At 29.1% G+C, this 12520-nt stretch carries 10 protein-coding genes; 8 read left to right on the forward strand and 2 right to left on the reverse strand.

All coding sequences use genetic code 11. The features are described 5' to 3' along the window. Positions 1–90 precede the first annotated feature (90 nt). Positions 91–1761 (forward strand): GGDEF and EAL domain-containing protein, encoded by a 1671-nt coding sequence (locus JJC02_03920; protein UDN55338.1) that lies wholly within the window; start codon positions 91–93, stop codon positions 1759–1761. Between the two features lie 107 nt (positions 1762–1868). Here JJC02_03920 and pflA read toward each other — a convergent pair whose 3' ends face one another. Together pflA and pflB are read right to left on the reverse strand one after the other, a co-directional pair. After that, complete coding sequence (pflA, locus tag JJC02_03925) at positions 1869–2603, reverse strand: pyruvate formate lyase-activating protein (GenBank protein ID UDN55339.1); 735 nt, start codon at positions 2601–2603, stop codon at positions 1869–1871. 159 nt (positions 2604–2762) lie between these two features. Then, entirely contained in the window at positions 2763–4994 is a 2232-nt protein-coding gene (gene pflB / locus JJC02_03930; GenBank protein ID UDN55340.1) for a formate C-acetyltransferase, read from the reverse strand. Between the two features lie 292 nt (positions 4995–5286). Here pflB and JJC02_03935 point away from each other — a divergent pair, with 292 nt between their 5' ends. From JJC02_03935 to JJC02_03965, 7 genes are all read left to right on the forward strand, one after another. Further along, the gene (locus tag JJC02_03935) at positions 5287–6348 is read left to right on the forward strand and encodes a calcium/sodium antiporter (protein UDN56371.1); all 1062 of its coding nucleotides are present in this window, start codon (positions 5287–5289) and stop codon (positions 6346–6348) included. Between the two features lie 90 nt (positions 6349–6438). Continuing rightward, a complete protein-coding gene (locus JJC02_03940) occupies positions 6439–8052 on the forward strand; it encodes a DEAD/DEAH box helicase (GenBank protein ID UDN55341.1) in 1614 nt (537 codons plus the stop codon). A 415-nt stretch (positions 8053–8467) separates the two neighbouring features. Further along, positions 8468–10453: a transcription antiterminator gene (locus JJC02_03945; protein UDN55342.1), complete on the forward strand. Its 1986-nt coding sequence runs from the start codon at positions 8468–8470 to the stop codon at positions 10451–10453. A gap of 4 nt (positions 10454–10457) precedes the next feature. Next, positions 10458–10892: a transcriptional regulator GutM gene (locus JJC02_03950; GenBank protein ID UDN55343.1), complete on the forward strand. Its 435-nt coding sequence runs from the start codon at positions 10458–10460 to the stop codon at positions 10890–10892. Between the two features lie 28 nt (positions 10893–10920). Beyond that, on the forward strand, positions 10921–11481 hold the full coding sequence (gene srlA / locus JJC02_03955; GenBank protein ID UDN55344.1) for a PTS glucitol/sorbitol transporter subunit IIC: 561 nt from the start codon (positions 10921–10923) through the stop codon (positions 11479–11481). 63 nt (positions 11482–11544) lie between these two features. Next, positions 11545–11913: a PTS sorbose transporter subunit IIB gene (locus JJC02_03960; protein UDN55345.1), complete on the forward strand. Its 369-nt coding sequence runs from the start codon at positions 11545–11547 to the stop codon at positions 11911–11913. Between the two features lie 24 nt (positions 11914–11937). Beyond that, positions 11938–12504 carry a PTS glucitol/sorbitol transporter subunit IIB gene (locus JJC02_03965; GenBank protein UDN55346.1) on the forward strand — a complete coding sequence of 189 codons (567 nt, stop codon included), beginning with the start codon at positions 11938–11940 and terminating at the stop codon, positions 12502–12504. The last annotated feature ends 16 nt before the right edge of the window (positions 12505–12520 follow it).

A 12520-nucleotide genomic window follows, 5' to 3' on the forward strand; every position in this document is an offset into this window, starting at 1 on the left:
TACACCAATAATAATATTATAACCCTACTCTATTTTTATTATAAGTAGGGTTATAATATTATTACATTACTTATATTGTAGGGGGAAAAAATGAGGGAAGAATCGAATTCTTTAAATTTAGACCATATAGAAATTTTCTTTGAACTTTTATCTCAAAGTACAGAAGATTATATATTTTTTTGGGATATAAATAGGAATAAATTTAAAATTTCTTCAGCAATTTTTGATGAATTTAACTTAGGTAAAGAGATAGAATCTGATTTAGTCAATTGTTGGAGCAAAATTGTTTATCCAGATGATGTTCAAGCATGGAAAGATGATATACAAGAATTATTAGATGGAAAAAAAGATGAACATAATTTAGAATACAGATTGATTAATAAAGATGAAGAAATAGTATGGATTTCTTTTAGAGGTAAAGTCTATGTGTCAGATGAGCTAAAAACTACAGTTCTAGTTGGTATAATAAAGAATATTGGTGAAAAAAATAAGTTTGATTCTATCACAGGAACATGGAATAGAGAACAATTTGAATATAGAATAAATTATCTTATAAAAGAGAAAATCTATAAAAGTGGAGCTATTTTTATCATGGATATTGATAATTTTAAAAATATAAATGAAAAATATGGACACTCTTATGGTGACAAAGTATTGCGTGCAATTGCTAATGAAATATTAGAATATCTGCCAAAAGATGTTAGATTGTATAGGTTGGATGGAGATGAATTTGCATTCTTTTACCCTATGTGTAATAAAGAAACCATAGAGAAAATATATGAAAAGATACAAATGTATACAAATACTCAGCATGAAATTGAATCAAATAAGTACTATTGTACAGTAACTGCAGGAGTTGCTATGTATCCAGAGGATGGAGATAGTTATTTAGATTTATTTAAACATGCTGATATTGCATTAGATATAGCAAAAATTAGTGGTAAAAATAGAATTAAGTTTTTTTCACAAGAACTTTATGAAAATAAACTAAAGGTAATTTCCATGCAACAGAAATTGAGAGAATGTGTTGAAAATAATTTTAATGACTTTGAACTATTTTTTCAACCACAGATAAATGCTGTTACAAAAGAGGTCATAGGAGCAGAGGCGCTTTTAAGATGGCATTCAATTACTTATGGAGAAGTATCTCCTATTGAATTTATACCAATACTAGAACAAAGTAATCTAATTGTGCCAGTTGGGAAGTGGGTTATAAAAGAAGCTGTAAAACGGTGTAAAGAATGGCACAAAATAAGTCCAGACTTTAAAATATCTGTAAATGTATCGTATATTCAGTTAAAGGAAGATTTTTTTAGAGATTTTATAGTAGAATGTCTAATAGAGTATCAATTAGAACCTGAATTTTTAATTTTGGAATTAACAGAGAATTGTTGGATACCAGATGTAAATTTACTAAATGATAAATTTATTAGTTTAAAGAGTATTGGAGTACATATTGCAATAGATGATTTTGGTACAGGGTATTCATCTTTAAATTATCTTAAAGAACTATCTGTTAACATAATAAAAATTGAAAGAAGTTTTGTTAAAAATATTACATATAATAGCTATGAATATACTTTCCTTGAATATATTATTAAATTAGCCCATATTATCAATTTAAAAGTTTGTGTTGAGGGTATAGAGTCTTATGAAGAATATGATATAGTAAAGAGATTAGGTGTAGATATTATTCAGGGGTTTTTATTTGGAAGACCTGTAAGTGCTTCTGAATTTTATAAATTTCAATTATCAAAGTGATGGATATAAAATGAGATATATAGTATAAAAATAGGGTAAAGTGGAAGCCTCTTAAAAGTTTACAAAGTACCCTATTTTGTTATGCGTTCTATAAATGTTAATATATGCTAACTATTGTATACTTTCACTCCAAATTTAGAGATTATTTCACTAGCTCTTTTGGCATCTTCCTTAGTAGCATCAGGAACATTTTTTAGTTCATAATCAAGACCTAAATTTTCCCATTTGTGTATTCCCATAGAATGGTATGGTAGCAATTCAAATCTTTCCACATTTTTCAATGTAGCTACAAATTGACCTAGTTTTTCTAAATTATCTACATCATCAGTAATGCCAGGAACTAAAACATGTCTTATCCATACAGGAATATTTCTTGCTTCTAAGTGTCTAGCAAGTTTTAAAGCTTTATCCATGCCAACACCAGTCAAATCAATAGATTTTTCTTCAACCATATGTTTTAAATCAAGTAAAACCAAATCAGTATTATCTAAAATTGGGTCTATAGTTTCTATATCTACAAATCCAGATGTATCTAGGCAAGTGTGTATATCATTTTCTTTTGCTTTTTTAAATAATTCACTTAAAAATTCTGGCTGAAGAGTGGATTCACCGCCAGAGGCAGTTATACCTCCACCAGAAAACTTCATAAAAGAAGTATACTTAAGAGCATCCGTTATTATTTCGTCAACTGTATATTCTTTTCCTGATTTAATATCCCATGTATCCCTATTATGGCAGTATTTGCATCTAAGAGGACACCCCTGAAAAAATAATATATATCTTATTCCTGGCCCATCTACAGTACCAAATGTTTCTATAGAATGTATCTTTCCCTTAACCATAGAGTTCACCTCACAATATATTTTAATAATCTTATCAATAGTTATAATATTTCTCTAAAAAAGGCCATCTTATACCAGAAATAATTCAAATATAAGATAGCCTTTTATTTTTATTTTCTACACAGCAGTAATCTTAGCTAAAGTATAAAAATTTAAAAACTAAGCCATTTTACCGTGGAATGTTCTGTTTATAACATCTAATTGTTGCTCTCTAGTTAATTTTATGAAGTTAACAGCATATCCAGATACTCTTATAGTTAATTGTGGATATTCTTCTGGATGTTCCATAGCATCTTCTAAAGTAGCTCTATCAAATACATTTACATTTAAGTGATGAGCATTTTGAGCGAAGTATCCATCCATCATTGCAGAAAGATTATTTATTCTTTCAGTCATGTCTTTTCCTAAAGCAGCAGGTACTATAGAGAAAGTATTAGATATACCATCTTGAGCATGCTCATATGGTAACTTAGCAACTGAAGACAATGAAGCTAAAGCACCGTTAGTGTCTCTACCATGCATTGGGTTAGCACCAGGAGCAAATGGAGCACCAGCTCTTCTACCATCTGGTGTATTACCAGTTTTCTTACCATAAACAACATTTGAAGTTATTGTAAGTATAGATTGAGTTGGATAAGAATTTCTATAAGTTTTATTCTTTCTTATTTTATTCATAAAGCTTTCAACTAACTCTACAGCTATACTATCAACTCTATCATCATTGTTTCCGTATTTTGGATAATCTCCTTCTATTTCAAAATCAACAGCTATTCCTTGTTCATTTCTAATAGTTTTAACCTTAGCATGTTTTATAGCAGATAATGAGTCTGCACAAACTGATAATCCAGCCATACCACAAGCCATAGTTCTAAATATATCTCTATCATGTAACGCCATTTCTAATGCTTCATAAGAATATTTATCATGCATATAATGTATTACATTTAAAGTATTTACATATAATGTTGCTAACCAATCAGTGAATGGTTCAAACTTACTCATAACTTCATCATAATCTAAGTACTCAGAAGTTATAGGCTCAAATCTTGGTCCAACCTGAACACCAGATTTCTCATCTACACCACCATTTATAGCGTATAATAAAGTTTTAGCTAAGTTAACTCTAGCTCCGAAGAACTGCATTTGCTTACCAATTCTCATTGCAGATACACAACAAGCTATACCATAGTCATCTCCCCAGTATGGTCTCATTAAATCATCATTTTCATACTGTACTGAACTTGTATCTATAGATACTTTAGAACAGAAGTCTTTAAATCCTTGAGGTAATTTAGTTGACCATAGAACTGTTAAGTTTGGTTCTGGAGAAGGTCCTAATGTATACAGTGTGTTTAACATTCTAAATGAGTTTTTAGTAACTAATGTTCTACCATCTATTCCCATACCTCCTATACACTCAGTTACCCAAGTTGGGTCTCCAGAGAATAGGTTGTTGTAATCAGGAGTTCTTAGGAATTTAACCATTCTTAATTTCATAACAAAATGGTCCATATACTCTTGTAATTCTTCTTCTGTTACGATTCCAGCTTTTAAATCTCTTTCAAAGTATATATCTAAGAAAGTAGATGTTCTACCTAAAGACATAGCAGCACCATTTTGGTCTTTAACAGCACCTAAATAACCGAAGTATAACCATTGTACAGCTTCTTTTGAGTTAGTTGCTGGTTTTGATATATCAAATCCATAAGACTCAGCCATCTTTTTAAGTTCATTTAAAGCTGATATTTGCTCAGTTATTTCTTCTCTTAATCTGATAACCTCTTCATCCATGCAAGAAACTTCTAATGATTTCTTTTGCTCATTTTTATCTTCTATTAAGGCATCAACACCGTATAGTGCAACTCTTCTGTAGTCACCAATTATTCTACCTCTACCATAAGCATCTGGAAGACCTGTTATTATACCAGATTTTCTAGCAGCTCTCATTTCTGGAGTGTAAACATCAAAAACTCCTTGATTGTGTGTTTTTCTGTATTTAGTGAATATATCTTTTATTTCTGGGTCTAATTCATATCCAAAAGCATCACATGAATTCTCAACCATTTTGATACCACCATATGGCATAACAGCTCTTTTTAAAGGGGCATCCGTTTGTAATCCAACTATTGTTTCTAATCCTTTATCTAAATATCCTGGAGCATAAGCAGCTATTCCAGAAATAGTTTTTGTATCAACATCTAAAGTACCACCATTTTCTCTTTCTTTTTTAAATAAGACCATTGCTTTGTCCCATAACTTTTTAGTGTTTTCAGTAGCACCAGCTAAGAAAGAGTCATTTCCTTCATATGGAGAATAGTTTAATTGTATGAACTCTCTAACATTTATTTCTTTAGTCCATCTTCCTGTTTTAAATCCTTGCCATGCATTCATTGAGTATTTCCTCCTTAGATTTAAATGATAAATAATATTGTTAAAATTAATTTTTATATACTTAATTTATTTTATATATTTTTTTAAAAATATATTTTCTAATATAATAATAACATATTCTTCGTATCCTGTATACACAAAAAATAAAAAATTGTCGTTTTTAAGTATAAAACAAATTATATGTTAATAATGTGATGAAATTATACCCATATATAAATAAAATGAAACAAATAAATAACTAATTGAGGAGAGAGTATTTTTTATTTTGGGTTTGGACTAAATAAATTTTATTATAGAAAAAAGAAAAAGCATACATCTTCACAAATTGAATATTTATTTAATAGGGGGAGGTGATATATTGTTTATCACAGTGATATTATTTTTAGTAGGTTTCCTATTAATTACTAAAGGCGCAGATATCTTTATAAATTGTACTGTAGAGATAGGTAGAAAAACGAACATATCAGAAATTATACTTGGAGCAACTATTGTTAGTTTTGCGACCACATTACCTGAATTTACAGTGTCTCTACTTGCTTCTATTGATGGTCACACTACAATGAGTTTAGGAAATGCAGTTGGTTCTATAATATGTAATACAGGATTAGCATTAGGGTTGGTTGTTTTTATAAGTCCATTTAATGTAGATAAAAAAATGTTTTTTTCTAAGTCTTTACTATTAATAGTATCCGTTATAGTTTTAATTTTATTGGGTCTAGATGGAGTTATAACAAGAGGGGATTCGTTGTTACTTATAATAATATTAATCTTTTATATGGTTAATAATTATAGAAGTGTCGTTGGAAAATCAAATACTAAAAATAGAAATATTAAAAATAATACTATTAAAGACACATCTACTAAAAAGGGTAAGAATTATAGAGGTTTTTCTGTATTAGAAATTGTAAAAATACTATTACTTTTTGCTACAGGTTTGATAATGATGATAATAGGTTCACAAATCCTTATAGAAAGTGGAGTAAAAATAGCGAGTTTTTTAAATATACCTCAAGGTATAGTAAGTTTGACTATAATAGCACTTGGAACTTCTCTGCCAGAAATAGTTTCATCAATCACGGCTATAAGAAAAAATCATCATGAAATATCAGTAGGGAATATTTTGGGTGCAAACATATTGAATATAGTGTCAGTAATAGCTGTGTCAGCAATACCAAATAACATACCGATACTATCTCAAAATAGAAAATTGGATATACCATTTATGATATTATTGCTATTAATAGTAATAATACCAACACTTAAATCGAATAGACTTAGTAGAATACAGGGTATATTGATGTTATTCACATATTTTCTGTACATATCAATTTTGTATTTCATGTATATTATTTAACTATACTGTTTAAAATATTAATTGCAGAATATCCTAAAAAAGTGTATAATGGATAGGTTAAGATTAATTGATAACGGAGAGGAATAATATATGAATATAACAAAGTTTGAAGATTTACCAATAAGTGAGGGAATAAAAAAAGCAATAGCTGAAATGGGGTTTGAAGAACCATCTCCTATACAAGCACAGTCTATACCTGCGATTTTGTCAGGTAAAGACGTTATAGGACAAGCTCAAACTGGTACGGGAAAAACAGCCGCTTTTAGTATACCTATACTAGAAACAATAGACCCAAATAATAGAAGTTTACAAGCTGTAGTACTTTGCCCAACAAGAGAGCTTGCAATACAAGTATCAACAGAAATAAGAAAATTAGCTAAATATTCGCACGGAATAAAGACATTACCTATATATGGTGGTCAGCCAATAGATAGACAAATAAAATCTCTAAAGAGTGGTGTGCAAGTTGTGATAGGTACACCAGGACGTACAATAGACCATATAAATCGTAAAACATTAAAAATGGATAATGTAAAAATGATTATATTAGATGAAGCAGACGAAATGCTAGATATGGGATTTAGAGAAGATATAGAAATGATTTTAAGTAAGATTCCAGAAGAAAGACAAACAACTTTCTTTTCAGCTACTATGCCAAGAGGTATTTTGGAATTAACTAAGAGATATCAAAAAGACCCAGAACATATAAAAGTTGTTAGAAAAGAACTTACAGTTTCAAATACAAAGCAATATTATATAGAAACTAGGTCATCAAATAAATTAGAAGTATTATGTAGATTAGTTGATGTATATGACCCTAAATTATCTGTTGTTTTCTGTAATACTAAGAGAAAAGCAGATGAATTGGTAGGAGATTTACAGGCAAGAGGATATTTTGCAGATGCATTACATGGTGATTTAAAGCAGACTCAAAGAGATATAGTAATGGATAAGTTTAGAAATGGTACAATAGATATACTTGTTGCTACTGATGTTGCAGCTAGAGGTATAGATGTTGATGATGTTGAATGTGTATTCAATTATGATTTACCACAAGATGAAGAGTATTATGTTCATAGAATTGGTAGAACTGGTCGTGCTGGTAGAGAAGGTATGTCGTTTACTTTTGTATTTGGAAAAGAAATGAGAAAGATGAAAGATATAGAAAGATATACTAAATCTAAATTAATAAAACATAACATACCAACAATAACTGATGTTGAAGAGAAAAAAGTAGGTACTTTCTTTGCACAAGTTAAACAAACTATAGAAGAAGGTCATTTAACTAAACAATTACAATGGTTAGAAAGTTTCTGTAATGATGAAGACTATGCAATGGTTGACATAGCTGCTGCACTTGTGAAGCTATCTCTAGGCGAAGAAATGAAGGAAGAAATCATAGAAGAAAAACCTAGAAGAGAGCGTGGAGATAGAAAAGGTGGTACTGGTGCTAAAGATGGTATGATTAGATTATTTATCAATATTGGTAGAAATCAAAGAGTACAAGCAAAAGATATAGTTGGTGCTATAGCTGGAGAAGTTGGAATACCAGGTAAAGTGGTAGGAACTATAGATATATATGATAAGTATACTTTTGTTGAAATACCTAAAAAAGATGCAAAAACAGTAATTGAAAAGATGAAAGATATTAAGATAAAAGGTAATAAGATTAATATAGAAAAAGCAAATAAAAAGAAAAAATAGTGTATAGCATACAAAAATATAATTAGAAAATAAATATATAAAATAATATAATATATTGAATATTTAAAAAGCCTGATGTGTTTTCAAAACAGATAGTAGATAATCTGTAAGAGTTAACAGCATAAGGCTTTTATTGTTTTATATAATATTATTGTGATTAGTATTTTAAAATTAATTTATAAATAGATTCAATGTACAAAAAATAATATATTAAAAATATATAATTAAATAAAAGTTAATATATGATTTTCATTTGAGAATAGAATTTAATATACTAATTTATAATTTTTCACATTGTTGTGAAAAAATGAATATTAGTTCCTCTTTTTCAAATCTAATTTGAAAAAGAGAATATTAATTATCTATATAGTTTAGATTATAATAAGAAATGTAAGATAACAAAGGGGAGAAAAAGATGTCAATGACTTATATGGACCCTAGGGTTTTTTTGATTTTAGAAATGGTGTTGAAAGAAGACACAAATACTCTAGAACAATTTTCAAATGTTCTAGGTGTCAGTACTAGGACTATCAGAAACTATATAAACCAGATTAATCGAGAATTAAAAGATGATATTGCTAAAATAGTTAAAAATGAAAAAGGTGCATATAGTATAAGAATTGGGAATGAAAGTAAATTAATTGAGATTGTAAATTTTAATAGAGGAAAGCCATCAAATTTTATAAATTTAAATTCACCTGATGAAAGAATAAATTATGTTCTTGATATTTTAACTATGACTAACAATCCAATTACTATAGATGATTTGGCTGAAGAGATATGTATAGGAAGAACAACATTAATAAGGGATTTAAAAAAGGCAGACAGAATTTTAGCTGAATACGATTTAGAATTGAAAAGGAAACCAAATATAGGCATGATTTTAGTTGGTGAAGAAATGGATATAAGGTTGCTAGTCCTTGATAGGTTGTATGAAAATTATATTGATATATTGGAAAACGTTAATCACATAAGTTTAGTTAAAGATTATGATATTGAATGTCTTAGAAATGAATTAAAAAAGTTATTTAAAAAAGAAGAACTCTACATAACAGAACAGGTCTTAAAGGATGTTGAAAGATATATGATAATATCTGTTTTAAGAAATCTAAATGGATATAAGTTTGAAAAGATTGATAAGAGATTTGAAGTAATAAGATGTTCAGATGAATATATTTTGGGACTAAAACTCAAGTCTTTACTAGAAAAGATATTTAATATAATTTTAAATGAAAAAGAAACCATATTTTTGACAATGCCATTAATAGGTAGAAAAGCCCCTAGTACAAAATTAGCACTTAGCAGTATAAAGATAAATGATAGTGTAAAAGAAGTTGTAGATGAAGTAACTAGTTTTTTATTGGAGACCTCTGGAATTGATTTTAAGGAAGATAAAAAGCTTATAGAGAATTTGGAGTATCACTTGTATTTCGCACTTAATAGAATGAGATTCAATATAAGAGTAAAAAATCCACTATTACAAGAAATAAAGAAAAGATATACATTTCCATATAGTGTCGCAAAGATAGCTGCAATGATAATTGAAGAAAAGTTTGACTTGAAAATATGTGACCATGAAATAGGATATATAGCATTACACTTTGGAAGTTATTTTGAAAAAAATTCAAGAAAAGTTCTAAATGTAAATAGAGTAGCTGTTGTTTGTGGAACAGGTCTTGGGACTGCACAACTCATTAGAATAAAGATAGGAAAAATACTTGGAGAAAGTGTAGAAGTAAATACTTTTTCTGATATAGAAGCTAAAGCCAATTTAGATTTATTAAAGTACTATGATTTAGTATTTACAACAGTAGATTTTAAGACAGATTTAGATGTTCCAGTTTTTAGAGTAAATGCGTTATTTAACGAAGAAAGTATAAAGAAAGAGATAGAAAATGCAATACTTTTGAAAAATAGTATAAATTTTAAGTCTATAAAAAAGATTGAAAAAAATATCCCTTTTATAGGTAAGTTGATTGAAGAGGATAAGTTCTTCATATTGAATAAGGACACATTTATGGAAAATTTAGAAGAGATGTTAGAAAAGCTAGTACATAAAGGAATTGTTGATATCGAGTTTAAAGAAAATGTATTAAAAAGGGAAAAGAAATCTTCAACAGCATTAGACAATTATATAGCATTACCTCACTCAGTTAGTACTAATGAAGAAAACCTTTATCTAGCGTTTGGGATATTAGAAAAAACAGTAGTTTGGGATACAAAGGAAGTTAGAATAATAATATTGATGATAATTCCAGATAAGAATGTGGGTAGTACAGACCTGATAATAAAAAGCTATGAAGAAGTACTTGAAGTAGGGAGAAATAAGAAAATGGTAGAAGAACTTGCTAGGGTAAAATCATTTGATGAATTTTATGAAATAATTACCAAGAGGAGGTAATAATATGGACCCAGTAATTTTTATTATAGTATCACTTATTATAGTTTATTTATTAAATATATTCCTTGGATACTTACAACTTAAAGATTTTAATAAGAATTATATTGAACTAAAAAGAAAAGGAAGAGTGGCAATAGGTAGAAAAAAAGGAAGAATTTCATCTGGTGTAATTGTGTTGATACTTATAAATGATGATGGTGTGATTGTTGAGACTAGAAAAATGCAAGGTGTTACAGTATTGGCAAGAGTAAAGCCATTTGAAGGTTTGGTAGGAAAGAACTTAAGGTACATAGACAAATCAGATTTAATTGTTTACAATAAACTACTTAAAAAAGCAATACTAGATGCAGTCAAACAGTACATAACATTTGAGAAAAATAAATGTGAAGATACAAATAATCTTAGTACTGATGAAGAATTTAAGATGGAAGTAATTTAAAAAAATATATTTATAAGGAGGAGTTAATATGACGCAATTTTTTCAAGTATTAGCAAGTGGTGCAGATAGTTTTATGAATTTATTTAGGGCAGGTGGGCAACAATTTGTAGGCTTTGTAACAGATATAGTACCACTTTTAGTAGCACTACTTGTTACAATGAATGCAATTATCAACTTTATAGGTACGGATAGAGTCGAGAGGCTTGCAAAAAAATGTTCTGCAAATATATTTACTAGATATTTAATATTACCAGTTCTTGGTACATTTGTATTTGCAAATCCTATGACCCTATCATTGGGAAGATTCTTACCAGAAAAGTTTAAACCTAGTTATTTTGCAGCAGCAAGTTTTTCATGTCATACAATGAATGGATTGTTCCCACACATCAATCCAGGTGAACTATTTATATATCTAGGAATTGCAAATGGTATAACAACTTTGGGATTCTCAACAGCAGATTTGGCAGTTAGGTATTTGCTAGTGGGTATAATTGCAAACTTTATTAAAGGTGTAGTTACTGACTATACAACAAAATTTGTAGAGAAGCAACAAGGGATAGCACTAAATTCAGATATAAAGATTGGGTAATTACTTTAAGGCATAAGTAAATTATTCAAATAAAAAGATAGTGTATAGAGGAGGATAAATTATATGTCATTTAATAAAGTTAAAATAGTAAAGGGTTCTGGAGGATGGGGTGGACCATTGATAATAGAGCCAACAGAAAAGAAGAATAAAGTAGTGTATGTAACTGGGGGAGCAAAGCCAGAAACTGCAGTAAAAATAGCTGAACTTACAGGATGTGAATTAATAGATGGATTTTCACAAGGTGTTAAAGATGATGAAATCGCATGTGTAATAATAAATTGTGGTGGAACATTGAGATGTGGTATATATCCTCAAAAGAAAATACCAACTATAAATATAATGAAAACAGGAAAAAGCGGACCGTTGGCAATGTTTATAAAAGAAGATATATATGTTTCAGGGGTAAAACCAACAAATATAGAGCAATTATAATTGTGGAAGTAGGAGGGAAGAAATATGGCTTATGATACTAAAAAGAAGATAAGTGAACAGAGTCAAGGAATTGTTGCAAAAATAGGTATAGCACTAGGTAATGTGACAAGTACTCTTTTTCAAGCTGGTAGGGATACTATAGATACATTAATACATACTATACTGCCTTTTATGGCTTTCGTTGCAGTCCTAATAGGTATAATAAATCAATCAGGCATAGGAAATTGGGTAGCCAATTTACTTACTCCATTAATCGGAAATGTTGGAGGTTTAGTTGTTTTATCAATAATATGTTCATTTCCATTGTTGTCTCCATTTCTTGGACCAGGAGCTGTTATAGCTCAGATAGTGGGTGTATTGGTTGGGACAGAAATAGGAAAAGGAAATATTCCACCAAGTTTAGCATTGCCAGCATTGTTTGCAATAAACTCACAAGCAGCATGTGACTTTATACCAGTAGGGCTTGGTCTTGCAGAAGCTGAACCTGATACAGTTCAAGTAGGAGTTCCATCAGTTTTATATTCTAGGTTTTTGACAGGTGCACCAACTGTTCTATTAGCATGGTTAGCAAGCTTAGGACTATATAAATAAAAGAATACTTTATAAA

It is taken from the genome of Clostridioides sp. ES-S-0054-01, assembly GCA_021561035.1.
Taxonomy (GTDB): Bacteria; Bacillota; Clostridia; order Peptostreptococcales; family Peptostreptococcaceae; genus Clostridioides.